The following is a 25,792-nucleotide window of genomic DNA, read 5'->3' as shown; positions in this document are numbered from 1 at the left end:
CGTGGGCGTCTTGGCTTTCGCGGGATTCGTCGTCCTCGCGCCGTTCGCCGTCGTGTCGTTCGTCGTGGCGTTCGCGGCGAGCACGGCGATCGGCCTCGCGACCGCGATCCGCAGCCCGGCCCGTCCGGAACCGGCGCACCGGGCCGGCGAGGATCCCGCGCACCGGCTCTACCTGGCGGGCCCCGCGTTCCAGGACGTCTGGCGGCTGAGCAGCACCTCGGTGCGCGCGACGTATCGACGGCTCGTGGCACTGCCGGACCAGGAGTTCCCGGACTCGATGTTCGCCCGGACGTGGCGCAGGTGGTCGATCAGGAACCTGGACGGGCCACTGATCCTCCCGCCCGCGGGCCTGGCCGGCGGGTACGCGCTGGGGTTCCTGACCGTGACGCTGCTGATCGCGGCCGTCACGGCACTGCACGCGGCACTGGCGGGCACGGTCGTCCTGGTCGTGCGCACAGCGGCATGCTGCCTGCGCTGGTTCGAGATCATCACGCTGACCCTGCGCGGCGTCACCACCGAGTGCGGCACGTGCGAGCAACGAGTCCGCCCCGCGTACACGTGCGGATGTGGACGGGTCCACCACGACCTCGTCCCAGGCGCGCAGGGCGTCTTCCGGCGAACCTGCCTGTGCGGCCACCGCCTGCCGGTGCTTCTGCTCAACGGCAAGCACTCCCTGCCCGCGAGCTGCGGCCGCTGCCACACCCCGTTGCCCCCGCTGGCACAGGCGGTCCCCGCCGTGCACCTCGCGGTCGTGGGTGGCGCGGCCTTCGCCGACGCCGTCCCGCCACACGGAATCCTCCTGGGAGAGAAGAACTCCCGGCGCCGGGTGCACCTCCACAGCGCCGTCGGCGAGACCTTCGAACACGCCACGTTCCTCGGGCTGGCCGGCGGCGTGATCCTGGTCGTCGACCCGTTCGCCGGCCCCGACCCGAAACTCGTGCTCGACCGCGTGACCGAGGCGCTGACCGAACTGCGCGGAACCGCGATCCCGCTGGCCGTGGTCATCGCCGGGACCGGCACGCCGGCAGGCACGGGAGACCACTCGATGACCATCCGGCGGTGGCTGCTCGAGCACGGCCGCGTCGACCTGGTGAACACCGCGCAGAACCACTTCACCCGAGTCCGCTACTTCGTGGCCGCCGACGCCCCCTGGACGCCTGTTCTCTGGCTGCTCGGCCTCGGCTCGCACGTCCTCTGTGGACCTGCCACACCTCCATCAGGCTGATTCCGTGTTTACCCGTGTCCGCGGTCGGGTATGAAGATTGCCGGAAGTAACGCCATGCCAAGGAACCTGGAGCCGAGCCTGTGTGGTGAGACAGGAGGAACGACCAGTCATGTGGTTCGTGGACGGGAAAGACGCGCAGTTCCTCGACGGCGCGCCGGCGGGCAGCATCGACCTCGCCCGCGGTCTCGCCGGGTCGGGACGGTCGCTGCCGGAGATCACGGCGGTGATCGAACGGGCGCCGGTGGGCTTCGCCGTGGTGGACGAGCGGATGCGGTTCCTCTACGCCAATCCGGAGTTCGTGTCGATGCACGGCCTGGCGGCCAGTGACTACGCCGGGCGGACGATGAGCGAGGTCGTTTCACCCGCCTACGAGGCCATGGTGGAACCCCACGTCGCCGAGGTGCTCAGGTCCGGTGCCGTGCACCGCGACGTCGAGACCCGTGCCGACGTCGGCAACACCAGGAAGCAGCTCCTGCTCAACCTGTTCCCGTTGTGCGATCACCAGGACGAGGTGATCGCCGCCGTGATCGCGGTGCAGGACCTCACCAGGTCCCACGAGGTCGCCGAGCTCGAAGGCCTGCGCGTGCAGGCCGAGTGGACCGACCGGCTGGACCGGACGCAACGCGTGGGCGGCACGGGCTCCTGGGAGTTCGACCTGCGCAGCGGCCGGGTCGCGTGGTCGGCCAACCTCTGCCGCATGGCCGGGGTCACGCACTCCCCGAACACGCTCGACGAGGTGCTCGCGCTCGTGCACCCCGACGACGTCGAACCGGCCAGGGCGTCCTTCACCGGCCTCACCCTGCACTCACCGACACCGGACATCGAGTACCGGCTCCGCACACCGGACGGTCGTGTCGTCGTGCTCTCCTCGATCGCCGAGGCGGTCGCCGACGCCACCGGAACCGTGGTCGCACTGCGCGGCATGTGCGTCGACCGCACCGCCCGGCGCACCGCGGAGGCCGACGCGCGGGCGGCCGTGGTGCGAGCGGACGAGATGACGGCGCAGCTGCGGGACGAGCGGCAGATCGTGCTGCAGCTGCAACGGGCCCTGCTCCCGCCGAGCATCCCCGCCGTCGATGCGACCGAACTGGCCGTGGCCTACCGGCCGGCGAACAGCTCGGCCGGGGTGGGCGGCGACTTCTACGACGCGTTCCCGCTGTCCGACGGCAGGCTCGCGATCGCGGTCGGCGACGTGATCGGCCACGACGTCGAAGCCGCCGTCACGATGGGCAGGGTTCGCAGCGCCATCCGGGCCTTCGCGATGCTGGACCCGCTTCCGGACCGCGTGCTGCGCGACCTGAACCTGCTGGTCCACTCCGGCGACGACATGACGATGACGACGGTGTTCTACGGCGTCTACACCCCGTGGGACGGCACGCTCCGCTACGCCAACGCCGGTCATCCCCACCCGCTGCTGGTCCGCCACGGCGTCGCCCGTCCCATGGAGCACCGGCACGGGCTGATCACGGGGGCCGTGCAGCACGCCGAGTACCTCGCGTTCGAGACGTCCCTCCGATCGGACGACGTGCTGATCGTCTACACCGACGGGCTCGTGGAACACCGCGACGAGGACATCGACGCGGGTGTCGAGAGGCTGTGCGCCGCCGTGACGACGCCGCACCTGCCAGAACGCCTCGACGACCTCGTACCCGCGGTGATCAGCGCGGTTGCTCCCGAACAGGGGCGCGACGACGTCTGCGTTCTCGCGCTACGTCCCAGACCGGACCCGCCCGGGGTTCACCGCGGCGAGTCCAGCCCGTACACGGTGAACAGTCCTACGACGCTCTAGCGAGCATCGAGCAGCCTGCGCCGTGTACTCCCCCAGGCGATGAAGGAGTACGACGGCATGGCCGACGATCCAGCAACGTTCCCGCCGGCACACGCGGACGACGGCCGGCCTGATCCGGTCGAACGTCTCGACGAGACGACCGAGGCGCTCTCGGTGCTGCGCGACGCGTTCACCGGCGAGGAGGGCCTCGACGAGGCACTGCGGCGGCTGGCGGAGACGGCGGCCGGGGCGATCGTGGACGCCGGCGCGGTGACGGTCTCGGTGCTCAAGCTGGACCAGACGCGCACGGCGGCGGCGACCGACGACCGTCTCGTCGAGGTCGACGAGAAGCAGTACAGCGCCGACCGCGGCCCGTGCCTGAAGGCCGCCCGCACCCTGACGGCCGTCCGCGCGGTGGTCGGCGAACACCGCGGCGAGTGGCCCGAGTTCGAGGTGGCCGCGGCGGAGCACGGCATCCGCGCCTACCTGTCCGCACCCGTGGTGCTGCCGGCGTCGGAGAGATCCGAGGCACAGCACGTGGGCTCGCTCAACATCTACAGCCGCACCGCGGCCGCCTTCGACCCGTTCGACGAGAGCCTGATGCGCCTCTTCACCACCGCGGCCTCCGCCACGATCACCAGCGCGCAACGGTGGCACCGCTCCCGCAAGCACGTCCAGCACCTGGAGCAGGCACTGGAGTCGCGTGCAGTCATCGAACAGGCCAAAGGCGCGTTGATGGCCGCGCACGAGTGCACGGCGGACGAAGCCTTCTCGATGCTGGTCGAGCGATCTCAGCGCGAGAACGTCAAGCTCCGCACCGTCGCCCTCACCCTGCTGCGGACCGTCACCCGCCCGGGATGAGGACCGAGACCGAAGCCACGCCGGAGGCGCCGGCCCGGCTGCGCCGCCGCGCTTTCGTGCTGGCCAGGTCCCTGGACGAGCTGGCAGGGGACGTCGTGACCCGCAGGCTCTCGCTCCTGGAACCCGACCGCTGAGCGCTCGTTCGCCCCAGGTGGGCCGCGCAACGGTTGATCGCTTCGGCGAGCGGGCATCCCTCCACCAGCGCAACGGCGCGACATCGCGAAGGAGGGTGAAGTGATGAACGGCACGACCGCTTCCGATGCCGCGCACGTCCTGGAACTCGACCGCGACGTCACCGACCTCGGCAGGATTCGCCGCTGGACCGAGGCCGCCCTCCCCGGCGTGCACCAGGACGAGCTCGTCGACGTGCTGCTGGTCGTCACGGAACTCGTGTCGAACGTCTACGACCACGCGCGGTTCCCGGCACGTCTCCGGCTGCGGAAGTCCACCAAGCCGTGCATGGTCACCATCTCCGTCGAGGACGCCTCCTCGACGAGCCCCGTGCTGCGACCGGCCACGCCCGACTCGGTGCGCAGCCGCGGGCTGGTGATCGTGAACCAGCTCGCCAAGCAGTGGGGCGTGGTCCAGCGCACCGTCGGGAAGTCCGTGTGGGCCCTGATCCCCTGCCCGCTCACCCCGTGAACCGGCCAGAAGGTGGTGGCGCCGCTCCCCCCAGCGGCACCGCCACCTTCCCCCCGGTCGTGGATCCCCTCATCCACGCGGCAGAGCCTGCCAGGGTGAACCTGAAGGGACGCTGAAGGAACCTGAACCGGATTTCAGGACGCGATCACGAGGGATGCGGCACGCTGCTCCCATGCGCGTGCTCGTGGTGGAGGATGATCCCCGTCTCGCCGACCTGCTCACCCGCGGCCTGACCGCCGAAGGGTTCGCCGTCGACGTGGAGCGCACCGGCACGGACGGGCTGTGGCGGGCGCGGGAACACCCGTACGACGTGATCGTCCTGGACATCATGCTGCCCGGTCTCAACGGCTACCGGGTGTGCAAGGAGTTGCGGGACGCGGGCGTGTGGACGCCGATCCTGATGCTCACCGCGAAGGACGGCGAGTTCGACGAGGCCGAGGGCCTGGACACCGGCGCGGACGACTACCTGACCAAGCCGTTCTCCTACGTGGTGCTGGTGGCTCGGCTCAGAGCGCTGGCCCGGCGGTCGCGCACCGCCCAGCCGGTGCTGCTGCGGGCGGGCGACCTGGTGCTCGATCCGGTCAGCAGGGAGTGTCATCGCGGTACCGCGCGGATCGACCTGAAGGCCAAGGAGTTCTCGGTGCTGAGCTTCCTGCTGCGGCACGCGGGCGAGGTCGTCACCAAGTCGGAGATCATCGACGGCGTGTGGGACGCGGCGCAGGACCCCGACCCCAACCTCGTCGAGGTCTACATCAGCGCGCTCCGCCGCAAGATCGACACGCCGTTCGACCGGCGGAGCATCACCACCGTGCGCGGCGTCGGCTACCGGTTGGCGGACCGATGAAGTCCTTGCAGGTCAAGGTGACCGTGCTGGCCACGGTGATCACCGCACTGCTGATCGGGCTCGCCGGGACGCTGATGCTGACGGCCCAGCGCCAGCAGATCGCCGACCAGACGGCGGACAGCTCACGCGTGCACTACATGTGCTCCCGCCCGCACTGCGTCGAACTGCGTCAGCAGACGACCGCCGCCACTCCGGGGGTGATGGTCAAGTACGCGAGCACCGAAGTGCGGCCGGAGTTGTCGATGTGGCCGTTCACCAAACTCGGCGAGACCCCGTACCAGGTGATCGGGGAAGGGCCACGCCTCGACGAGGAGTTGACGCTGACGATCGTCTACCAGGCGCAACGGCAGCTGAACAGCGCGACGCTGGTCCTGTTCGGCGTGCTCTCCTCGATCACGGCGCTGGTGTCGGTCACGGTGCTGGCCACGGCCAACAGGGTGCTGCGGCCGGTGGAGACGATGCGGGCCGAGGTGGCGGAGATCAACGAGCACAACCTCACCCGGCGCGTCCCGGTGCCGTCCTCCGACAACGAGATCGCCCGGCTGGGCAAGACGCTGAACGAGACGCTGGACCGGATGCACAGCGCCGTCGAGGACACCCGCAGGTTCGTCGCGGACGCCTCGCACGAGCTGCGCAGCCCGCTGGCCGCGCTGCGGGCCGAGCTGGAGATCGCGCTGTCGCATCCGCACCTGGCGGACTGGACCACCGTCGTGAAGGCCGCGCTGGAGGACGCCGAACGGCTGCAGGAGCTGACCACGGATCTGTTGCTGCTGGCCAGGCTGGACGCCGACGCGCTGGACAACCAGGACACCGTCGACCTCACCGCCGTGGTGCGGCGGGAGGTCTCCCGCCGGGGCACGGTGATCCTGGACGCCGACGACCACGTCCTCGTTCCCGGACGGCGGGCGCAGCTGTCCCGGCTGCTCGGCAACCTGCTCGACAACGCCGAACGCCACGCGGGCACCGAGGTGGTCGTGCGCCTGCGCGGCGGGCCTTCCGCGACGCTGGAGGTCATCGACGACGGGCCCGGGATCCCCGAGGCGGACCGGGAACGCGTCTTCGACCGGTTCACCCGGCTCGACGAGGCCCGCACCCGTGCCGCGGGCGGCGCCGGGCTCGGGCTCGCGATCGCCCGGCGCATCGCCGCCAGGCACCACGGCACGCTGGAGGCCACCGACGCCGAGGGGTTCCGCGGAATCCGTTTCGTGGCAACGATTCCGACCGGCGTCCCGCTGCCGAGGAAGGCCGCCGCGCAGCAACGCGCGGGCGACGAGGTGTGGCAGTTCCTCAACGGCTCGATCGTCCCGACGCACGGCCACATCCCCGAACCACGCCCCGCTCCCGAGCAGGAACTGGAGTGGGGGCTCATCTTCGGCGAGCACCGGCCGGTGATCAGGTCCGGGCGAACCGCCGCGCCTCGTGGTGGGCGGCCATCCGCACGGGCGCGTTGACCACCCCGAACCCGCGGTAGCCGCCGATCCGTTCGACCACCTCGAAGAACACCCTCGCGCCCGCCAGTTCGGTGTAGAAGTGCAGGTACTCACCGAACTCGTCGCGGTCGTAGAGCACGGAGTTCCGCCGGAGCGCGTCGACCCGGTCAGCCGTCAGGTTCGTGCGCGCCATCAGGTCGTCGTAGTAGTTGCCGGGGATGTCCAGCAGCCGTGCGCCCAACTCCCGCAACGCCTCGGCGCACGCGACCGCGTCGGCACAGGTGAACGCGATGTGCTGCGGCTCTTCCACCGCCGGTGCCCAGCCCCCACGCCGGACCAGCGCGCAGTCCAGGGTGAGCCGGACGCCGCCGCCACTCACGCCACGGCCGCGCACCAGGCCGAACGGCGCCGCGAACTCCGCCGTCACGCCAGGTTCCAGGCCCAGCACCGAACGGTAGAACAGGCCGGCCTCGTCGAAGTTGTCGAACGGCTGGGTCAGCGCGACGTGGTCGATGCCGGTGATGCCCGCCTCCGGCGCCGACTCACCGGTCGGCACGAAGTCACCGAGCCAGTCGTCGTCCGCGCACAGGAAGATCTCGGTGCCGTCGGGTGCGGCGATCGCCGTCAGCGGCGCCTCGCCAGGACCGGCCTCGCGGGTCAGCGGAGGCGCGAGCAGGACCTCCGCCCGCCGGGCCGCCGCGGCCGGATCCGGCACGGAGACGCCGAGCGCGCCGATCGCACCGGGTTCGCCTGCCGCGTTGACCAGCACGCGTGCTTCGCCCTGCGTCCACAGCTCCACCGGCTTCGAGCGATGCACGCCCGTCCGCGTGAAGCCCAGCACGGCGAGGTCCGACTCCCCCACGACCTCAGCGAAGGCGTAGCCGGTCGGGACGGGTGCGGCGGGAACGTCCAGCAGCCGCAAGGAGTCCTGCAGACCGACGAGCGACCGCATGGCGTCGACGGCGGCGCGGTGCGGGTCGGACTGGCGGAAGACGTCGTTGAACACCTCGAGGGAGAGCGGCCCGCGGTATCCGGCGTCGAGGACGTCGCGGGTGAACGTGGTCAGGTCGAAGTCGCCCTGTCCAGGGAAAAGCCGGTGGTGGCGGCTCCACGGCAGGACGTCCATCGGCAACGTCGGCGCGTCCGCGAGCTGCAGGAAGAAGATCTTCTCGCCGGGGATCGCGCGGATCGCCCTGGGATCGTCCCCTTTGGACAGGATGTGGAAGCTGTCGAGGCAGACGCCGAGTGCCGGATGCCCGGCGCGGCGCACGATCCGCCACGCGTGCTCGTAGCCGTTGACGTATCGGCCCCAGGCGAGCGCCTCGTAGGCGATGCGCAGGCCGCGTTCGCCCGCGCGCGTCGCGAGCAGGTGCAGTTGCTCGGCGGCCAGATCGTCGTCGTCGATGGCCTCTGGTGACACGGAAGAACACACCAGCACGGTGTCCACGCCCAGTTCGGCCATGACGTCGAACTTCTGCTCGGCGCGGCGGAGATTGGCGGCGAGCACGTCCGGCGGCACGGCCTCGAAGTCGCGGAAAGGTTGGTACAGGTCGATGCTCAGGCCCAGGTCGGCGCAGCGCTGCCGGATCTCCGCCGGGCCGCGGCGGTCGGCGAGCAGGTCGTTCTCGAAGATCTCGACGCCGTCGAAGCCCGCCTCGGCGGCCGCGGTCAGCTTGTCGTCCAAGGTGCCGGACAGGCACACGGTGGCGATGGCGGTGCGCAGGTCAGGACGCATGCGCGGGCTCCCCTTCCAGCTCCTCGAAGTGCGCGAGCATCCGGTCCGCGTCCGGTTCGACGCCGGTGAACAGCCGCAACGACTCCGCGGCCTGGAGCACGACCATCCCGCCGCCGTGCAGCACCCGGCAGCCCCGCGCTCGCGCGGCGGCGAGGAGCGCCGTCTCCAGCGGCCGGTAGACGATGTCGGCGACCCAGAGATCGCCCCGCAGCAACGATTCATCGAGCGGCAGGCCGGGATGCGCCGCCATGCCCGTGGGGGTCGCGTGGACGAGACCGTCCGCCGTGCGCACGGCCTCCGGGGTGCAGGCGCTGGCCCGGCCGGCGCCGAAACTGCTTTCCAGCGCCGCCACCAGCTTCGCGGCTCGATCCTGGTCGACGTCGTGGACGCCGAGGTGTCCGGTGCCGAGCGAGAGCAGGGCGTGGGCCACGGCGGCGCCCGCCCCGCCGGCGCCGAGCAGGACGACGTTCTGCATCGCGGCGTCCGGCAGGCCCCGGCTCAGGCTGCGGGCGAACCCGGTCGCGTCGGTGTTGTGGCCGATCGCCCTGCCGTTGTCGAAGACCACGGTGTTGACGGCGCCGAGCGCGGCGGCCTGCGGGACGAGTTCGTCCAGGTGCGGCAGGACCGCCTGCTTCGCCGGATGGGTGATGTTGAGGCCGTCGTACCCCTCGACCCTGGCCTGCGCCAGCACCTCGCCCACCGGCAGCCCGAGGACGTCGAGGTCGAGCAACCGGTAGCGGTAGGGCAGCCCGAGCTCGGCGGCCTCGCGTTCGTGCAGCGCCGGACTCAGGGACGGTCCGATGCCGGAGCCGATGAGCCCGATCAGGTAGGTGGTCACCCGGCCTCCATTTAATGTACGAACTAGTGAGTTCACTGTAGCGCGCCGAGTCGCCCGCAGGAAGTGCTGGACTAGAGTTGGCTGGTCATCCGCAGATCGAAGGGGGCTCGGTGGCCGCACCGCCGTCATCCGATGAGCGCCAGCGGGACAAGGACCGCACCCGCGCCGACATCCTGGACGTAGCCACGCGGGAGTTCGCCGACAAGGGCTACACGGGGGCGCGGGTCGACGAGATCGCCGAGCGCACCAGCACGACCAAGCGGATGATCTACTACTACTTCGGCGGCAAGGAACAGCTCTACATCGCCGTTCTGGAGCAGGCCTACCTGGCGATCCGCGCTCTCGAGGCCGAGCTCGACGTCGAGCACCTCGAACCGGAGGACGCGATCCGCCGGCTCGCGGAGCTGACCTTCGACCACCACGAGGCGCACCCCGACTTCATCCGGCTGGTCAGCATCGAGAACATCCACCGCGCCGAGCACATCGCGCGCTCGGAGGTCCTCGCGGGACTCGCGAACCCGGCGCTCGACGGCCTGACCCAGATCCTCGAACGGGGCCGCGCGGCCGGCCGGTTCCGCGCCGACGCCGACCCGCTCGACGTGCACATGGTGATCAGCTCGTTCTGCGTCTTCCGGCTCGCGAACCGGCACACGTTCGCGGCGATCTTCGGCAGGGACATGCTCGACCCCGGCCGCCGCGAGCACTACCGACGCATGCTCGGTGACATGCTGATCGACTACCTGACCAGCTGAAATCTCGCTCTTGACACACGGGGGTCACATATCCGACCTTGTATTAACTAACTAGGTCGTACATGGGAGTACGCCGTGACCACATCGATGGCCCGCAAGACTGCGCTGGCAGCCTGGATCGGCAGCGCCCTCGAGTACTACGACTTCTTCATCTACGGCACCGCCGCCGCACTGGTCTTCAACAAGGTCTTCTTCCCCGCCGCCGATCCGGCGACGGGAACCCTGCTCGCGCTCGGCACGTTCGGCGTGGGCTACCTGGCCAGGCCGCTCGGCGCGTTCATCCTCGGCCACGTCGGCGATCGCTTCGGCCGCAAGAAGGTCCTGGTCTTCACGCTGCTGCTGATGGGCGTGGCCACGTTCGCCGTCGGATGCCTGCCCACCTATGACACGGCGGGCGTCCTCGCACCGATCCTGCTCGTCTTCCTCCGCCTGTTGCAGGGACTTTCCGCCTCGGGCGAGCAGGCGGGCGCGAACTCGATGTCGCTGGAGCACGCCCCGGACCACCGGCGGGCGTACTTCACCAGCTTCACGCTGAGCGGCACGCAGGCGGGGCAGATCCTCGCCACGGCGATCTTCCTGCCCGTGGCGGCACTTCCCCAGGAGGACCTGCTGACCTGGGGCTGGCGCGTGCCGTTCTGGTGCAGCGCGATCGTCGTGGTGGTCGGCTTCGTCATCCGCCGCAAGATCGACGAGACCGCGGAGTTCAAGCGCACCAAGACGGCCAAGCTGCCGGCCGCGGTGTTGTTCCGGACGCATTGGAAGGACGTCCTGCGGGTAGTCCTCGCGGCCACCATCGCCTCGGTCAGCACGATCTTCACCGTCTACGCCCTGAGCTACGCGGTGAACACGATCGGCCTGGCGCGCACGCCCATGCTGTGGGTCGGCGTGCTGGCCAACGTCGTGGCGCTGGCCGCGATCCCGTTGCTGGCAGGCCTTTCCGACCGGATCGGCCGCAAACCCGTGTTCCTCGCGGGCTGCGGCGCGTGCGCGATCCTGATCTTCCCGTACCTGTGGTCGATCTCCATCGGCGCGTACGGACTGGTGTTCGCGCTCGGCATCCTGCTGTTCGGCGTGTGCTACTCCGCGATCAACGGCATCTGGCCGTCCCTGTACGGCGAGATGTTCAGCACCGAGGTCAGGCTGTCCGGCATGGCGATCGGCACGCAGATCGGGTTCGCCATCGCGGGCTTCGCGCCGAGCGTGGTGGCGGCGATCGGCTCCGGGCGCGACGACTGGCTCGGGGTCGCGATCTTCACGGCGGCGGTGTGCGCGCTCAGTGCGACGGCGATCGCGACGGGACGTGAGACGTTCAAGCGTCCGACGGCGGAACTCGGCCGCCGGCCGCAGGAAGCTCCTGTCGGGGCCGCATTGGGCCGTTGAGTGGTGACCGGGGCGGCTCCGCCGGGGTGCAATGATCCGGCGGAGTCGCCAACGGAGGTGTGCCATGCGAACACGGCTCGTGGTGTCGTTGCTGGGGCTCGTACTGGTCGCGGGTGGTGCGCCCGCAGTGGCCGAGCCACTGCACGTGCCCGGTGACCAGCCGTTGCCCGGTTACACCATCGTCAACCCTCCATTGGCGCCCGAGGTGATCGACGGGCAGCCGACGAGAGTGCTGCAGGGAGTTCACAAGCACTCCGCGTACGTCGTCGAGGTGCCCGCGAAGTGGAACGGCCGGTTGGCCATGTGGGCGCACGGCTACCGCGGCACCGGCACGGTGCTGACCGTGGATCCGCCGGCGTACGGCCTGCGCACCCGGATGCTCGGCCAGGGCTACGCCTGGGCCGCGTCCTCCTATTACAGCAACGGATACGACGTCCGTGCCGGCGTCTCGGCCACGCACGACCTGGCCCAGCACTTCGGCACGCTGGTCGCCAGGCCGAAACAGGTGTTCGTCGCGGGGGTGTCGATGGGCGGGCACGTCATCGGCCGTTCGCTGGAGCAGTATCCCGGCTTCTACGACGGCGCGCTGCCGATGTGCGGCGTGCTCGGCGATCACGAGCTGTTCGACTTCTTCCTCGACTACCAGCTGACTTCGCAGGCGCTCAGCGGAATTCGCGCCTACCCGATCCCGGCCGACTACTCCACGGCCGTGGTGCCGCGCATTCAGGAGAAGCTGGGGCTGACCGGACTCGTGCCCGGCGGCCCGGACACCGTGACGGACCGGGGCGCCCAGTTCCGCGCGACCGTCGTCGAGCACAGCGGCGGCCCGCGTCCTGGCTCGACGCCTGCTTTCGCGTACTGGAAGGACTTCCTGTTCAGCCTCGCCTCGCCGGCCAACGACAGCGCGCCGCTCTCGCTCGACCCCGGCAGGCTGGCGACCAACCTCGGCACCCGCTACCAGCCGAACACGCCGGTCGACCTCAACCGCGAGGTGCGGCGGGTGGCGCCGCGCGACTGGCGCACCCGCCTCTCCCCCGCGCTCACCGAGGTGCCGGCGATCGCCGGCAGGCCACGGGTTCCGGTGCTCTCGTTGCACGGGCTGGGCGATCTCTTCGTGCCGTTCTCGATGGAACAGGACTACCGGGCCGACGTCGCCCGCAACGGTCAGTCGAAGTTGTTGGTGCAGCGGGCGATCCGCACGGTGGACCACTGCGAGTTCTCGCCGGCGGAGGCAGGTGCGGCGTGGGACGACCTCGTGACGTGGACCGACCGCGGCCGCAGGCCCGCCGGTGACGCGATCGGCGATCGTGACGCGGTCGCCGCGCCCGCGTTCGGCTGCCGGTTCTCCGATCGCGCCGCCTACACCGGGCCCGGCACCCGCAGGTTGTTCTCGCCCTGTCCCACGCCCTGAAGTCGAACAGTTTTCGAAACTTCGCCGTTTTCCGCCCTTCCACACGGCGCCGGGCGGGGCATTCACCTGGAGATTCGACGGAATTCGACACGTGATTCACCCTGTTCGACAGCTCTTGATCCGTCGAACCGGTCCGGTCAACACTGCGGGAAGTTCCAGTTCGGGCGGCATCGGGATTTGGCGCAATCCCTGCCGCTCGCACCGAACTGCGTTGACCGGTCCAATTCCACCCGCCTCTCGCGGGTGCTTCTCAGAGAGCGCCGAAAATGACGCTGACAGCGAAGTCAGTCGCACGGGTCTCACTCGTGTCAGCCCTTCTCACCGCCGTCGCGGGAGCCGCGATCATCGGAGCGTCGCCCGCCAGTGGCGCCGCCTCCACCCTGGGCGCGGCGGCCCAGCAGAGCGGCCGCTACTTCGGCACCGCGGTGGCCGCGGGCAAACTGGGTGATTCGACCTACACCGGGATCCTGAACCGCGAGTTCGACATGGTCACGGCCGAGAACGAGATGAAGATGGACGCGACCGAGCCGAACCAGAACCAGTTCAGCTACGGCAACGGCGACCGGATCGTGAACCAGGCCCGCAACCAGGGCAAGCGAGTCCGCGGCCATGCACTGGCGTGGCACTCGCAGCAGCCCGGCTGGATGCAGAACATGTCCGGCACGTCGCTGCGCAACGCGATGCTGAACCACGTCACGCAGGTCGCGACCTACTACCGCGGCAAGATCTACGCCTGGGACGTCGTGAACGAGGCCTTCGCCGACGGCAGCGGCGGCGGACGCCGTGATTCCAACCTGCAGCGCACCGGCAACGACTGGATCGAGGCCGCCTTCCGCGCGGCCCGTTCGGCGGACCCGAACGCGAAGCTCTGCTACAACGACTACAACACCGACAACTGGTCGCACGCCAAAACCCAGGGCGTCTACCGGATGGTGCAGGACTTCAAGTCCCGCGGCGTCCCGATCGACTGCGTCGGTTTCCAGGCGCACTTCAACAGCGGCAACCCGGTGCCGTCCAACTACCACACGACCCTGCAGAACTTCGCCGCTCTCGGCGTGGACGTCCAGATCACCGAACTGGACATCGAGGGCTCCGGCAGTTCGCAGGCCCAGCAGTACCAGGGCGTCACGCAGGCCTGCCTCGCCGTCTCGCGCTGCACCGGCATCACCGTGTGGGGCATCCGCGACTCCGACTCGTGGCGCGCTTCCGGCACTCCGTTGCTGTTCGACGGCAGTGGCAACAAGAAGGCCGCCTACACCTCGGTCCTCAACGTCCTGAACAACGGCACGGATCCCGGGCCGACGAGCACCACCACAACCACCACCACGTCGTCCAACCCCGGCGGCGGGGGCTGCACGGCGACGTACTCCGAGGGTGAGAAGTGGAGTGACCGCTTCAACGGCAACGTCACGGTCACCGGCACGAACAACTGGATCGTCACGGTCACCGTGAGCTCGCCCCAGAAGATCATCGCCACCTGGAACACCAGCGCCACGTGGGACTCGGCCAACGTGATGACCGCACGCCCCAACGGCAACGGCAACACGTTCGGCTTCACCGTCCAGCACGGCGGCAACTGGAACTGGCCGAGCGTCTCCTGCCGCGTCGGCTGATCACCGCGGTCGCCGGAATTGTCGGACCCCCTTGCTACGGTCGTTTCAGCTGATCAACGCGAGGGGGAAAGACCGTGGCCGCTGCCACCACGTACCTGGAGCTGTCGGAGTCCGGCGGAAGTGCGCACAAGTTCTACGAGGTGGTCGTCGACGGCACGACGGTCACCATCACGTTCGGCCGCATCGGTGAACGCGGGTCCACTCGCGAGTCGACGTTCGCCGATGCGGCCAAGGCGGTGGTCGCCGCGGAGAAGAAGATCGGCGAGAAGGTGCGCAAGGGGTACGCGCCCGCGGTCAAGGGGCAGCGGGCGCGGCGGGCGATCACCCGGCGCGAGATCACGAGCGTGCAGTCGAGTGCCCGGCAGGCGCCCGTGTTGTGGCGCTTCCACTCCGGCGCGCCGGCGTTCGGCATCTTCATCGGCGAGGACGAGGCGTGGGTCGGCAACGAGCGCGGTGACGTCTTCACGCTCGCGCACGACGGCCGGGTGACGGGGCGGTACGGGCTGCCGGACGGCGTGAAGTGCATCGTCGCCGACGACTTCTGGATCTACGCGGGCTGCGACGACGGCCGCGTGTACGACCTGGGCGGCAAGGTTCCGCGCGTCGCGTACGAGATCGCCAACGACGTCGACATCTACTGGCTCGACATCGACGACGGCGTGCTCGGCGTGTCGGACCGGCAGGGCGGCATCACGATCGTCGACCACGAGGACGAGTTCCAGTGGTCGCGCCGCAGCACGGGCGACAGCGCGTGGATGGTGCGGTGCGCGCCGGAAGGCGTGTTCCACGGGCACTCCCGCGGCGTCACGCACTACGCGGCGCGCAGTGGCGATCCCGTGTGGCACGCCGAGACGGTGGGCGCTGTGCTGTTCGGCTGGCAGGAACCGGCCGAGGTGTTCGCGGGCACCAGCCGCGGGTACGTGCACCGGTTAGCGCGTTCCACCGGTGCCGAGAAGGCGCGTTACCGTTGCGACGCGGCGGTTTTCTCGTGCGCCACCTCGCCGGGCGGCGACTACGTGTTCGCGGGCGACAACCACTCGTCGGTGTACTGCTTCGCGGCCGACGGCACGCGGTTGTGGAAGCTCGGCACGGGCTGCGGCTCCGCGTACTCCATGCAGTACCGCGACGAGCGCCTGTACATCGTCACGACGGACGGCTCGCTGGCGTGCATCGACGCGAGCCCGGCAGCGATTCACGCCGCCGAGCAAGGAGAACTGCCGCAGCGCAGCGACATCAAGGCCGACCACTGGCAGCGCGTCGAGGCCACGGCCGCGGTGGAGACCGTGGTGGCCAGCGCGGTGCCGGCCGACGGTGGCGTCGTCGTGGAGTGCGTGCAGGACGGCGGCCGTCTGCGCGTGCACGTGATCTCCGACGGGTACGACCGTTCTCGCGCCGTGCAGTTCCCGAAGGACATCCGCGTCCCCGGCGCGCGTTACCTGGTGACCGAGATCCACACCTCGGCGAGCGGCGGGTTCTACCGCGCGAGGGGAGAGATCAAGAGGCTGCTGTAACTCCCCGCGCGGCGAGTTTTGTCCCGGTTTGCCCCTGTATCTGACACGAGCTTTGCCTTGGGGCGACCGGGAAAGCCGCGCGGCCTGGTCAACGCACCGGTCTTGGTCTATACCAATATTCAGCCGCCGCGAACCTTTGCCCAGAGGAGTTCGTCATGCTGAACAGACTGGTCAAGCTGGGTCTGGCCGCCGTGCTGGCGGCGGTGGTGCTGCCCACCGGTGCGGCTCAGGCGGCGACGCTGTCGTCGGTCGCGCCGTACGTCGACATGGGGGCGTGGCCCACGCCCGTGCTGTCCTCCATGGCGAGCAAAGGGGGCGTGAAGAGCTTCACGCTCGGGTTCGTCACCTCGTACGGCTGCAAGGCGAGCTGGTTCGGTGCCTACGACCCGCGAGCGGGGTGGCAGAAGGAGGAGATCGGGAAGCTGCGCGCCGCCGGAGGGGACGTGAAGATCTCGTTCGGCGGGGCCTCGGGCATCGAGCTGGCCTACTTCTGCACCACGCCGACGACTCTGGCCGACGAGTACGACGCCGTCGTCAAGGCCTACGCGCTGAAGTACGTCGACTTCGACATCGAGGGCGCGGCGGTCGCCGAACCCGCGACGATCCAGCGGCGCTCGCAGGCGTTGAAGATCCTGCAGGACCGCAATCCCGGCCTGAAGATCTCGCTGACGCTGCCGGTGCTGCCGAGCGGGCTCACGGCGGACGGCCTGAACGTGGTGCGGTCGGCCAAGAACGCCGGGGTGAACCTCGATCTGGTCAACGTCATGGCGATGGACTACTACATGGGCCCCGCCGACCAGGGCGCCAGGGCGATCGCCGCAGCCAAGGCGACGCAGGCCCAGGTCAAGTCCATCTACGGGCTGTCGGACGCGGCCGCGTGGAAGAAGGTCGGCGTCACGCCGATGCTGGGCGTGAACGACTCGCAGAACGAGATCTTCTACCAGAAGGACGCCCGTGCGCTGGTGACCTTCGCGTCCTCCGTGCACCTGGGCATGCTCTCGTTCTGGGAGCAGGGCCGGGATGCCAACGCCTGCAACGGCGCGCTGTACCGCTGCAACAACATCCCGCAGCAGCCCTACGAGTTCGCCAAGATCTTCTCCGCCTTCAACGGGTGAGGAAGTGGTGAACGCGCTCGGTTTCCGCCTTCATCCCACGATGGAGGTAGATGCCGAGCGCTTCCCGCCACACGGCCTCGGCGCACGAGTGCCGGCCCAGGGCGACGAGGGTGTGGCCCAGCCGTTCGAGGCCGTCCGCGAGTCCGAGGAGATGTCCCAGTTCCCGCACCACGGCGATGGATTCCTCGTAGTGCCGGGCGGATTCCTCGTAGTGGCCACGCCGGTGGGCGATGAGACCGAGGCAGGTCAGCACGGCCGCCTCGCCGGTGCGGAAGCCGTCCCTGCGGTGCCGGGCCAGTGCGAGGCGGCTGTAGCCGCGCGCCGCGTCGAGCCGTCCCAGGGCGGCCGCGTGCCAGCCCATCTGCGCGAGCGCACGTGCCTCCCACCTCGGTTCCCCGACGGCCCGGTAGAGCACGAGCGCCTGGCGGGCGTGCCGCAGCGCCTGACGGGGGTCCTGCTGACCCCAGGCAACCCCGAGCGAGTAGTGCACGCCGGCCAGGTGGACGGTGTCGTCGCAGTGCTCGGCCAGGGCCAGCGCCCGGCGCAGGTGCTCGACGGCGATCTCGTTCTGCCCCAGGGAGATGTGGGCGACCCCCGTCATGCGTTCGGTGTTCGCGAGAACGGCCGGATCGTTCAGGTGCCCGGCGGCCTCGGCGGCCAGCCCCCACGTCGTGAGCCTCGCGTGCGTGAGCCCACGGCGGACCATGAACGTGTGCAGGTGCCACGCCAGCAGCCACGTGATGGCGTACCGCCGCTGGTCGAGTGCGCTCTGCTGGGCGGCGATCAGGCACGCGAACTCGGCCTCGAACCACGCCTGCGCCGTCGCGTCGTCCGGCACCGGGTCGAGGTGGACGTCGCGCGTGACGTGGTCGAGCGGTGACGGGAAGCAGATCTGGTCCATGACCTCCCCTGCCACCCGCGCGGCCTGCACGTAGTGGTCGAACACCCGCCGCGACGCGTCCTCCCGCACCGGTTTCGGCAGGTCCCTGGCGACCGTCGTGGCATAGGCGCGGACCAGGTCGTGCATCCGCCATCGGCCAGGAACGTCCTGGTGCAGCAGGGAAGCCTCTTCCAGCGCCCGCAGCACCTGCCTGGCCTGTGCCGGTGCGGCGCCGAGCAGGTTGGCGGCCGCAGCCAGGCCGATGTCGGGGCCGGGCGCGATGCCCAGCAGCGCGAACGCGTCGCGCTGCCGGGGACAGAGAGCGCGCAACGACCACGACAGCACGGCGGGCAGGCTGGCGGACGGTTCCTCGTTGTCGAGCACGTCGATGACGGCGTCGTCCAGCTCGGCGGCGAGGGTCGCCAGCGGGAGACCGGGCCTCATCTGGGCATGGGCGGCGACGATGCTCAGCGCCAGCGGGAACCCACCGCACACCGCGATCAGCCGGTCGGTGGCGAGCGGTTCGGCCGCCGGCCGGGCCGCGCCGAGCCGGTCGGTGAGCAGCACGCGGGCCTCGGCGCCGGTGAGCTCGCTGAGCAGCAGGTGCTGGGTCGCGTGCCGGGTGATCAGGCCGGGCAACCGGTTGCGGCTCGTGATGATCACGGCGCACAGGTCGTTGCCCGGCAGCAGCGGCACGACCTGGTCGGTGCACGCGGCGTTGTCGAGCACCAGCACCATCCGCCTGCCCGCGACGAGCGACCGGAACAGCGCAGCGCGTTCCTGGGTGCAGGCGGGGATGCGGCCGGGTTCGACGGCCAGCGCGTGCAGCAGGCCACCCAGCGCCTCCCCCGCGGTCATCGGTTCCTCGGTCGGGGAGAAGCCGCGCAGGTCGACGAACAGCTGCCCGTCGGGGAACCGGCCGGCGTGCCGGTGCGCCCACCGCAGCGCGAGGCTGGTCTTGCCGATCCCTCCGGTGCCCGCGATCGCCGAGACGACCGCGGTGCGGGCGGCGTCGAGACGGTCCAGCTCGTCGCGGCGCCCGACGAACGTCGCGGGCTCCGACGGCAGCTGCCGCGGCACGACCAGGATCGGCCTGGTCGCGGCCAGCCGGGGATCGGCGACGAGGATCCGCTGGTGCAGTTCGCGCAACGCGGCGGACGGCTCGGCACCCAGCTCGGCCAGCAACCGCTCGCGCACCTGCCGGTAGTGCTCCAACGCGTCGATGCTGTGCCCGGACCGGTGCAGTGCCACCAGGTACTGGCCGGCCACCCGCTCGTTCAACGGGTGCCGCGCGACCCGTGCGGACAGCTCGGCCACCAGCTCCCCGCCCTCGCCGGCAGCCAGCCGCGCGTCCACGAGTTCGTGCGAGGCCGCCAGCCGCTCCTGCTCCAGCCGGTCGCGTTCCTCGCGCACCCACTCGCCGTCGAGGCCGGTCAGCGCCTCCGCCCGCCACAACGCCAGCGCCTCGGTCAGCAGCCCGATCGCGTCACCCTCCCGCGCACGGGCCCACAGGTCCTGGAACTGCAGCAGGTCGACGGCGTCACCGGTCAGGACGTACCCGCCGGACCGGTGCTCGATCGCCAGCCCGCCGATCCCGGCCACCGCCCGCCGCAGCCGCGACACGTAGCTGTGCAACGTCGTCCGCGCCCGTGGTGCCGCGTCGGCACCCCAGACCCGTTCGACCAGCCGGTCGACCGGCACGACCTTGCCCGCGTCGACCGCGAGCGCCGCCAGGACGCACCGCTGCCGGGGCGGACCCAGGTCCACCGCTCCCGCGCTCACTTCTCCCAGAAGACGCAACACCCGGCGTCACCCCCGGAGTGTTCACGCGCCGGCGAGCGTCCAGGTTGCCGTGTCGGTGTAAGTCCGTCCGTCGCGCGTGCCGGTGATCGTCACCGTGTTGGCGCCCGGCCGCAGGGTGATCGGCCAGGTGTAGGTGTGGTCGGCGGCGGGCGGCTTCGGGGCGCCGACGGCCACGCCGTTCACCGTGAGCTGCACGTTGTCCGTCGTGCCGTAGGCGCGAACGGTGGTGGCGGCAGCCGTGCGCTGGGTCCAGCGGGCGCTGTTCAGGTGCACGAACGGGGTGTTCGTCCAGTTCGCCTTGTACAGGTAGAACGAGTCTTTTCGGGTGGCGCGGTCGTAGGTGACCAGGCCCTTGTCGTTGCGACCCAGCGTGTCGCCCTCGGAGCGGCTGTCGACGGCGAAGTCGAACATGTTCCAGACGAACGTGCCCCACAGGTAGGAGCGCGTCTTGATGTCCGCCCAGTGGTTCTCGTGCACGAGGGTCTGGTACTCCTCCGGGTGCCAGCGCGAGGTCGTCACGGGCGGGCGCGGGTTCTCCTCGTGCTGCGCGACGCTGCCGCCGGCGCCGTACTCGCTCAGCGCGATCTTGCGGGCCGGGTCGCGGGCGTGCAGGCGGTCGGCCCAGCCACCGGGGCCGGTGCTGCTGGTGTCGTACCAGCCGAAGTACTTGTTGTAGGCGGCCAGTTCCGCGTGTCCCGACACCGGGTCGAGGTCGCCGATGTGCGACGCGTAGGTGGAGTGCCTGCCGGAGTCCTCGGCCTGGACGGCGGCGGCCAGGTCGCGCAGCAGGTTGTTGGTGGCGGTGTTGCTGGTCTTCTGCTCGTTGCCGATGCCCCAGAACGCGATAGACGGGTGGTTGAAGTTCTGCCGGATCATCTCCAGCAGCTGCTGCTGGGCGTTCGCGCGGAACGCCGCGCTGTCGGTGATCTCGTTGACCAGCGGGATCTCCGTCCACACCACGTAACCGCGCTCGTCGGCGAGGTCGTAGACCTGCTCAGCCTGCTGGTAGTGGGCGGTGCGCAACGCGTTGACGCCCATCTCGTCCATCAGGTCGAAGTCCTGGCGGTGGTTCTCTGCCGTCACGGCCCAGCCCGCGTTCAGCCGGTCCTGGTGGGCGTTCACACCGTTGAGGCGCAAAGCCTTGCCGTTCAACGAGAACCCGGTGTTGGCGTCGACGGCCGTGGTGCGCAGACCGAGCGGTTCGGTGACGACGTCCTTCACCACGTTCGTGTCGGCGTCGATGATCTCCACGCTCGCGCGGTAGAGGTACGGGTCCGCCTTGCCGTTCCACCGGTGCGGGCGAGCGATAGCGACCGTCTGCACGGTGTCGAACCCGGTGGCGGCGTTGACCGAACGGGTCGCGGACGTCGTCTCGCCGGCGATGACACCGGCGTGGTCGGCGACGACCGTGCGGATCTTGACCCGTGCCGCGGAAGTGCGGTTGTTCCAGGCCTTCGTGGTCACCTCGACGCTCGCGGACGCGTCACTCAGAGAGCGTTGCCGCAGATAGACACCGGGGCCGCCGGAGTCGCCCATGCGCGCGGCGAGCAGGTCCAGCGCGGTCAGCGAGACACCGCGGTAGATGCCGCCGAAGAACGTGAAGTCCGCGGAGATCGGGGCGATGTCGGCCTTCGCGGCGTTGTCCGCCTTGACCGCGATCACGTTGTCCTGCCCCAGTTTCAGCGCGGCGGTCGCGTCGAACCGGAACCCGGCGAAGCCGCCGCGGTGCTGCCCCAGCTTGACGCCGTTGACCCACACGTCCGCGACCTGGTTCACGCCGTCGAACCGCAGCCACAACCGGCGGCCGGCCAGCGTCGTCGACGGCGTGAAGTGCTTGCGGTACCAGCCGATTCCCCGGTAGTAGTTCGACCCGCCGTCCTGACCGTCGGCAGCGTTCCACGTGTGCGGGACGCTGACCTGCGACCACGACGAGTCGTTGAAACCGGTCGCCTCGGCCCCCGCGGCGTCGGCGCGCAGGAACCGCCAGCCCGCGTCGAGGCTCACCTGCGCGCGTGTCACCGGTGGCACGTAAGCCGAAGCCGCCGGCGTGCCGACGAACATCGCCGAGAGCAGAAGCAGCGGCAGGAGCAGCGCCGGCAGACGTGTCATGTCCCTGAACGTATGGGCGCGATGAAAACGGTGTCAACGAAAGGAGCTAGTTCCGGTACAACGGGTTCGGGCAGTCGACGTACCGGCTCGCCGCACCCTCCGCGCGCGTCCAGCGCAGCAGCAGGTTCGCCTTCGCGGGCACGAACCGGTTCTCCAGCAACGACATGACCTGTTCACATCCGTGATCTCTTGCATACGCAACGAAAACAGACCGTGCCTCGGCCCACACGTCCAGACCGGGATGCCGGACCAGCACCGCGCCGGCGATCTCGATCAGGTGGTTGACGATCAGGCAGTACCGCAGCCGCTCCCAGCCCTTGGCCTCGGAGACTCCCCGCGCCCCGTCCAGTCCGTCCATTGAGGACAGCAGATCGGCGTGCCGGGGCAGCAGCCGCATGCCCTCGGGGTCGCGGTAGATCGCCTGCACCGGTGTGCCCGTGGCGTCCACGCCCACCAAGACGTTCTGCAGATGGCACTCCATCACGATGCCGTGCGCGAAGAACGCGTGCAGCACCGGGGGAACGACGACCGAGACGTACTGGCGGAACCAGCGCAACGCACTCTCGGAATCCAGTCCGTCCAACGGGTTGCCGTCGAAGCCCTCGCTGATCCCGGCCGCCAGCAACGGGGTCACGCCGGGAAGAACGTGCTGCCGGACACCGTCGCGCACGACGACCGCCAGTCCCTCGAAGGAGTCCGGCGAGGTCCGGTAGCCGCGGTCGATCAGGAAGGCCGCGCCGGGGAAGTCCGCGGCGATGTCCGCGAACACCGGTCTCAGCAACCGTGCGAGCGGCGGGATCCAGCGCAGGTCGTGCTCCCACAACCGGCGCACGTCGTTGGTGATCTGCACGTCGAGGCTGAACTTGTAGAACAGGTCGGCGGCCGGGTCGTAGACCGTGCGCACCGACGACGTCGGCCACACCTCGTGCTCCGCCACGGCACCCGTGAGGCCCAGCAAGGAGAGTTGCCACGGATGCGCGGGCAGCACACCGGCGGGCAGCGGCACCTCGCCGTCGTCGACGAACTCGCCTTCCAGGTGCGCCAGCGAAAAGCTCGCGTGCACCTCGGGCGAGTACGGCAGCCACTCCGACGCGGGCAGGCCACCGCGGCCCTTCGGCGCGGGGTGGTAGCGGTGGCCGGCGATCAACGCCTGCTCGGACCGCTGGTAGAGGTCGGCGGGCGGCGCGGCGCGGGCGTCGAGGACGGCGGCGATGGCCGACCGCGAGCCCGCGATCTCGTCCAGGAAGCCGACCGGCGGGTCGCCGAGCTCCTTGGTGATGAGCACGGCGAGTTCGTGCCACGACAACGGCTGCCACGATCCGGTGAACACCTCGGGATCCGAGAGCCAGCGCCCCTCCCGCACCCGGAGCAGAACGTCGGTGCGGGGCAGGCGGATCGTGCCGTTCGCCCACTCCCCCACCTCGCGGCGCAGGCAGTTCAGCAGGGCCGTCGTGGTGACGGCGTCGGGGTCAGTGCTGGCGTCCACCGGTGTCCGCTTCCCTGTCGCGATGTGTCAGGATCAGATCATTCTGACGCAGACACCGGTCGAGTCCGAGTTCGCCGCAGCGCTGGACGAAAGACGCGCCGAAAGGTTCGCCGCGGCGCTGCCGGGAGCCCGTGCGGCCATCCTCGCGCGCCTGCGCCGAGCGTTCGCGATCGAGCCGTTGCCGCAGGTCAGCGTGGATCCCGCCGACTACCTCCACCCGGTCGACCTCCTCACCGCACTGCGCTGGCCCGGCGCTGAGAGCCTGATCACGGAGGTCGCCCACAGCGTCGCCGGACTGGCCCTGTCCCGGACGACGAGCCCGCTCACGACCCCGTTCCTGAGCAGGTCGCTGGAGGAGCACGAGCAGAGCGTCGTCGACGGCCATCCGCTGCACCCGTGCTGCCGCAACCGCACCGGGTTCACCGCCAGGGACCACCTCGCGTACGGCCCGGAGCACCGCCCGGTCGTCCGGCTCCGGCTGCACTCGGCGCCGAGTCACGTGGTGTTCGGCGACTGGCCCGACGAACTTCGCGACGGCGAGCGGATCCTCCTCCCCGTGCACCCGTGGCAGGCGGACCGGCTGAACGTGCCCACCGACGGCACCCTGGACGCGAGCCCGCTGATGGCGCTGCGCACCCTCTCGACCGGTTCCTGGCACGTCAAGACGACGCTGAGCGCCCAGATCACCTCGGCCGTGCGAGACATCTCCGGCGGCTCGATCGCGACCGCCACGACGGTCTCCGACTTCCTGAGCGAGACCGTCGAGGGCATCGAACTGCAGCACAACCGGGCGTCGGCGGCGGTGCTGACCGACGGCGAACCGGACCGCCGGCTGGGCGTGATCCTGCGCGACAAACCCGTTCCACACGAGGGCGAAACCCTGCTGCCCCTGGCCGCGCTGAGCACCTGGCGCATCCCCGACCCGATCGAGTGGCTCGCGGAGTTCGCCGAACTGACCGTGCCGCCGTTGATGACGTTGCTCGCCCGTGGCGTGGCATTGGAGGCGCACGAGCAGAACCTGGTGGTGGGCCTGGTGAACGGCCGACCGAGCCGGGTGCTCTACCGCGACCTGGCCGACATCCGCGTCAGCCAGCGCCCCGGCCTGCCGACACGCCTGCACGCGAGCCCGGAAGCCTTGCGCGCCAAGACGTTCGCGACGTTCTTCGCGACCGCGCTGACCGGGTTGATCGGCACGCTCGACGCACCGGACGCCGACCTGTGGGACGTGGTGGCGAAGTCACTCCCGGACACCCCGGACCGGCACGCGTTGCTGAACGACCCGCTACCGGCCAAGCCGCTCACGCTGATGCGACTCGACCCGAAGACGACGGCCTGGGCCTACCTGCCCAACCCGTTCAAGCGCTGAGCAACGCCGAACGGTGCTGCCACGCCAGTGACAACAGCGCGGCACCGGCCGCCTGCGTGGGTTCGTGGTGCACGAAGCGCTCGACGTTCTCGGCGGTGAACGGCAACCCGCACAGAACCTCGCCCTCCTCGTTGTGCGACACCAGATCGCCGAACAACCCGTCGAACTCCCCCGCCTCGATCACCGCGACCGTCAGCATGTCGGTGGCGAACGTCAGCGGATCCACGCCCATGCCCAGGTAGAACACCCGAGCGGCCTCCGTCAGCCGCCGCGCGAACGGCCAGGCCGCGTAGTCGACCGCGTGGATCTCCTCAGCCCCCAGCATCTCCTCGGCGAACTCGCGGATCATGCAGTGCCACAACGAGAAGTCGTCCTCGGACGAGCCCTGGAACACGCCGACCGGCAGCACCTGGAACATGCCGCCGGCGTGCCCGACGCGCTTCGGGTCGCGCCAGTGCAGGAAGAACGTCGCCTCCCCGGACGCCTCGTCGTGGCGCAGGGTCAGCGTGCTGATGGCGACGTTGACCGGACGACGCCGGGGATCGCACGGATCACCGACCGCCGCACGCAACGGCAGCCCGCCGACCTGGCCCGCGTACTCGTGCGCGCAGGCCTCGCCGACGTCGATGCCGTCGAAGTAGGTGCCGATCCCGAACGTCAGATGCCGTCCGGTGAAGCCGAGCAGCCGGTAGGTCTCGCGGTTCTGGAACACCGTCGGCGAAGCGAGCGCGGCCATCGCCTCCGCGTAGCTCCCGAACCCGTCCGGGACCGCCGACCTGGGCAGCACGGGCAACGCCGGCGAGGTCCCCAGTTCCAGTGAGAGATCGGCCAGCGGGATCGGCGCGGCCGGCGTCCAGCCCGGCGACGTGAGCAGCGGCGTCCCGGCGACCCTGGGCACGTCCGGATACTCCGAGACCGCCTTCAGGGCCAGCGCGTGGCGGTGTTCGAGCAGGTGAGCACGTACCTCGAGCCACTCGGCAGACGTCGGCATGGCGCCATTCTCGACGACACGGCGAAATGACC

Annotated in this window: 20 protein-coding genes; 14 read left to right on the top strand and 6 right to left on the bottom strand. The window is 70.1% G+C overall.

Going from position 1 to position 25,792, the window contains the following annotated elements; all coding sequences use genetic code 11:
- Nucleotide 1 precedes the first annotated feature (1 nt).
- The 7 genes from ACIQF0_RS26035 (at nucleotide 2) to ACIQF0_RS26005 (ending at nucleotide 6,791) form a co-directional block, all read left to right on the top strand.
- On the top strand, nucleotides 2-1,225 hold the full coding sequence (locus ACIQF0_RS26035) for a hypothetical protein (RefSeq protein WP_401033275.1): 1,224 nt from the start codon (nucleotides 2-4) through the stop codon (nucleotides 1,223-1,225).
- Between the two features lie 109 nt (nucleotides 1,226-1,334).
- Complete coding sequence (locus tag ACIQF0_RS26030) at nucleotides 1,335-3,014, top strand: SpoIIE family protein phosphatase (RefSeq protein WP_401033273.1); 1,680 nt, start codon at nucleotides 1,335-1,337, stop codon at nucleotides 3,012-3,014.
- Nucleotides 3,015-3,053: 39 nt separating this feature from the next.
- The gene (locus tag ACIQF0_RS26025) at nucleotides 3,054-3,854 is read left to right on the top strand and encodes an ANTAR domain-containing protein (RefSeq protein WP_401033271.1); all 801 of its coding nucleotides are present in this window, start codon (nucleotides 3,054-3,056) and stop codon (nucleotides 3,852-3,854) included.
- Nucleotides 3,851-3,988, top strand: a complete 138-nt coding sequence (locus ACIQF0_RS26020) for a hypothetical protein (protein WP_401033269.1) — start codon at nucleotides 3,851-3,853, stop codon at nucleotides 3,986-3,988. The genes ACIQF0_RS26025 and ACIQF0_RS26020 overlap by 4 nt, the downstream gene beginning before the upstream one ends.
- 103 nt (nucleotides 3,989-4,091) lie before the next feature.
- Nucleotides 4,092-4,496, top strand: a complete 405-nt coding sequence (locus tag ACIQF0_RS26015; RefSeq protein ID WP_360031805.1) for an ATP-binding protein — start codon at nucleotides 4,092-4,094, stop codon at nucleotides 4,494-4,496.
- Nucleotides 4,497-4,668: 172 nt separating this feature from the next.
- A complete protein-coding gene (locus tag ACIQF0_RS26010) occupies nucleotides 4,669-5,340 on the top strand; it encodes a response regulator transcription factor (protein WP_360031807.1) in 672 nt (223 codons plus the stop codon).
- Nucleotides 5,337-6,791 (top strand): sensor histidine kinase, encoded by a 1,455-nt coding sequence (locus tag ACIQF0_RS26005; RefSeq protein WP_401033268.1) that lies wholly within the window; start codon nucleotides 5,337-5,339, stop codon nucleotides 6,789-6,791. Before ACIQF0_RS26010 ends, ACIQF0_RS26005 begins: the two co-directional genes overlap by 4 nt.
- On the opposite strand, the gene ACIQF0_RS26000 is transcribed toward ACIQF0_RS26005, so the two are convergent.
- Both ACIQF0_RS26000 and ACIQF0_RS25995 read right to left on the bottom strand, forming a co-directional pair.
- The gene (locus ACIQF0_RS26000; protein WP_401033266.1) at nucleotides 6,733-8,505 is read right to left on the bottom strand and encodes a TIM barrel protein; all 1,773 of its coding nucleotides are present in this window, start codon (nucleotides 8,503-8,505) and stop codon (nucleotides 6,733-6,735) included. The genes ACIQF0_RS26005 and ACIQF0_RS26000 overlap by 59 nt on opposite strands.
- Nucleotides 8,495-9,343 (bottom strand): shikimate dehydrogenase, encoded by an 849-nt coding sequence (locus ACIQF0_RS25995; protein WP_401033265.1) that lies wholly within the window; start codon nucleotides 9,341-9,343, stop codon nucleotides 8,495-8,497. The genes ACIQF0_RS26000 and ACIQF0_RS25995 overlap by 11 nt, the downstream gene beginning before the upstream one ends.
- Before the next feature lie 110 nt (nucleotides 9,344-9,453).
- Here ACIQF0_RS25995 and ACIQF0_RS25990 point away from each other — a divergent pair, with 110 nt between their 5' ends.
- The 6 genes from ACIQF0_RS25990 to ACIQF0_RS25965 all read left to right on the top strand — a co-directional run bounded on the left by ACIQF0_RS25990 (nucleotide 9,454) and on the right by ACIQF0_RS25965 (nucleotide 17,125).
- Nucleotides 9,454-10,095: a TetR/AcrR family transcriptional regulator gene (locus tag ACIQF0_RS25990; RefSeq protein WP_360031814.1), complete on the top strand. Its 642-nt coding sequence runs from the start codon at nucleotides 9,454-9,456 to the stop codon at nucleotides 10,093-10,095.
- A 75-nt stretch (nucleotides 10,096-10,170) separates the two neighbouring features.
- Nucleotides 10,171-11,475, top strand: a complete 1,305-nt coding sequence (locus ACIQF0_RS25985) for an MFS transporter (protein ID WP_401033263.1) — start codon at nucleotides 10,171-10,173, stop codon at nucleotides 11,473-11,475.
- Nucleotides 11,476-11,539: 64 nt separating this feature from the next.
- Complete coding sequence (locus ACIQF0_RS25980) at nucleotides 11,540-12,886, top strand: alpha/beta hydrolase family protein (RefSeq protein WP_401033262.1); 1,347 nt, start codon at nucleotides 11,540-11,542, stop codon at nucleotides 12,884-12,886.
- A gap of 266 nt (nucleotides 12,887-13,152) precedes the next feature.
- Nucleotides 13,153-14,499, top strand: a complete 1,347-nt coding sequence (locus tag ACIQF0_RS25975; RefSeq protein ID WP_401033261.1) for an endo-1,4-beta-xylanase — start codon at nucleotides 13,153-13,155, stop codon at nucleotides 14,497-14,499.
- A 74-nt stretch (nucleotides 14,500-14,573) separates the two neighbouring features.
- Nucleotides 14,574-16,010, top strand: coding sequence for a WGR domain-containing protein (locus tag ACIQF0_RS25970; RefSeq protein ID WP_401033259.1), 1,437 nt, complete (start codon nucleotides 14,574-14,576; stop codon nucleotides 16,008-16,010).
- Between the two features lie 155 nt (nucleotides 16,011-16,165).
- A complete protein-coding gene (locus tag ACIQF0_RS25965; RefSeq protein ID WP_401033257.1) occupies nucleotides 16,166-17,125 on the top strand; it encodes a chitinase in 960 nt (319 codons plus the stop codon).
- On the opposite strand, the gene ACIQF0_RS25960 is transcribed toward ACIQF0_RS25965, so the two are convergent.
- Genes ACIQF0_RS25960 through ACIQF0_RS25950 form a run of 3 tightly spaced genes read right to left on the bottom strand, consistent with a single transcriptional unit; the run spans nucleotide 17,115 to nucleotide 23,403 of the window.
- Nucleotides 17,115-19,808: a BTAD domain-containing putative transcriptional regulator gene (locus tag ACIQF0_RS25960; protein WP_401033255.1), complete on the bottom strand. Its 2,694-nt coding sequence runs from the start codon at nucleotides 19,806-19,808 to the stop codon at nucleotides 17,115-17,117. The genes ACIQF0_RS25965 and ACIQF0_RS25960 overlap by 11 nt on opposite strands.
- 21 nt (nucleotides 19,809-19,829) lie before the next feature.
- Nucleotides 19,830-21,917, bottom strand: coding sequence for a glycoside hydrolase family 2 protein (locus ACIQF0_RS25955; protein ID WP_401033253.1), 2,088 nt, complete (start codon nucleotides 21,915-21,917; stop codon nucleotides 19,830-19,832).
- A 46-nt stretch (nucleotides 21,918-21,963) separates the two neighbouring features.
- Nucleotides 21,964-23,403, bottom strand: coding sequence for an IucA/IucC family protein (locus tag ACIQF0_RS25950; protein WP_401033251.1), 1,440 nt, complete (start codon nucleotides 23,401-23,403; stop codon nucleotides 21,964-21,966).
- Nucleotides 23,404-23,425: 22 nt separating this feature from the next.
- On the opposite strand from ACIQF0_RS25950, the gene ACIQF0_RS25945 reads away from it, so the two are divergent.
- Nucleotides 23,426-24,769, top strand: coding sequence for an IucA/IucC family protein (locus tag ACIQF0_RS25945; RefSeq protein WP_401033249.1), 1,344 nt, complete (start codon nucleotides 23,426-23,428; stop codon nucleotides 24,767-24,769).
- On the opposite strand, the gene ACIQF0_RS25940 is transcribed toward ACIQF0_RS25945, so the two are convergent.
- Nucleotides 24,759-25,760, bottom strand: a complete 1,002-nt coding sequence (locus ACIQF0_RS25940; RefSeq protein ID WP_401033248.1) for a hypothetical protein — start codon at nucleotides 25,758-25,760, stop codon at nucleotides 24,759-24,761. The genes ACIQF0_RS25945 and ACIQF0_RS25940 overlap by 11 nt on opposite strands.
- Between the last annotated feature and the right edge of the window lie 32 nt (nucleotides 25,761-25,792).

The sequence above is a fragment of the Lentzea sp. NPDC092896 genome (assembly GCF_044754905.1).
Classification (GTDB): Bacteria; Actinomycetota; Actinomycetes; order Mycobacteriales; family Pseudonocardiaceae; genus Lentzea.
This window is presented reverse-complemented; position numbering and strand designations above follow the sequence as displayed.

What these genes read in the sequence shown, in the direction of transcription:
- ACIQF0_RS26025 (WP_401033271.1), top strand. Translation starts at nt 3,054, where the DNA reads ATGAAGGAGTACGACGGCATGGCCGACGATCCAGCAACGTTCCCGCCG.
- ACIQF0_RS26000 (WP_401033266.1), bottom strand. Translation starts at nt 8,505, where the DNA reads ATGCGTCCTGACCTGCGCACCGCCATCGCCACCGTGTGCCTGTCCGGC.
- ACIQF0_RS25980 (WP_401033262.1), top strand. Translation starts at nt 11,540, where the DNA reads ATGCGAACACGGCTCGTGGTGTCGTTGCTGGGGCTCGTACTGGTCGCG.
- ACIQF0_RS26020 (WP_401033269.1), top strand. Translation starts at nt 3,851, where the DNA reads ATGAGGACCGAGACCGAAGCCACGCCGGAGGCGCCGGCCCGGCTGCGC.
- ACIQF0_RS25955 (WP_401033253.1), bottom strand. Translation starts at nt 21,917, where the DNA reads ATGACACGTCTGCCGGCGCTGCTCCTGCCGCTGCTTCTGCTCTCGGCG.
- ACIQF0_RS25975 (WP_401033261.1), top strand. Translation starts at nt 13,153, where the DNA reads ATGACGCTGACAGCGAAGTCAGTCGCACGGGTCTCACTCGTGTCAGCC.
- ACIQF0_RS25945 (WP_401033249.1), top strand. Translation starts at nt 23,426, where the DNA reads ATGTGTCAGGATCAGATCATTCTGACGCAGACACCGGTCGAGTCCGAG.
- ACIQF0_RS25965 (WP_401033257.1), top strand. Translation starts at nt 16,166, where the DNA reads ATGCTGAACAGACTGGTCAAGCTGGGTCTGGCCGCCGTGCTGGCGGCG.
- ACIQF0_RS26010 (WP_360031807.1), top strand. Translation starts at nt 4,669, where the DNA reads ATGCGCGTGCTCGTGGTGGAGGATGATCCCCGTCTCGCCGACCTGCTC.
- ACIQF0_RS26005 (WP_401033268.1), top strand. Translation starts at nt 5,337, where the DNA reads ATGAAGTCCTTGCAGGTCAAGGTGACCGTGCTGGCCACGGTGATCACC.
- ACIQF0_RS26015 (WP_360031805.1), top strand. Translation starts at nt 4,092, where the DNA reads ATGAACGGCACGACCGCTTCCGATGCCGCGCACGTCCTGGAACTCGAC.
- ACIQF0_RS25940 (WP_401033248.1), bottom strand. Translation starts at nt 25,760, where the DNA reads ATGCCGACGTCTGCCGAGTGGCTCGAGGTACGTGCTCACCTGCTCGAA.
- ACIQF0_RS26030 (WP_401033273.1), top strand. Translation starts at nt 1,335, where the DNA reads ATGTGGTTCGTGGACGGGAAAGACGCGCAGTTCCTCGACGGCGCGCCG.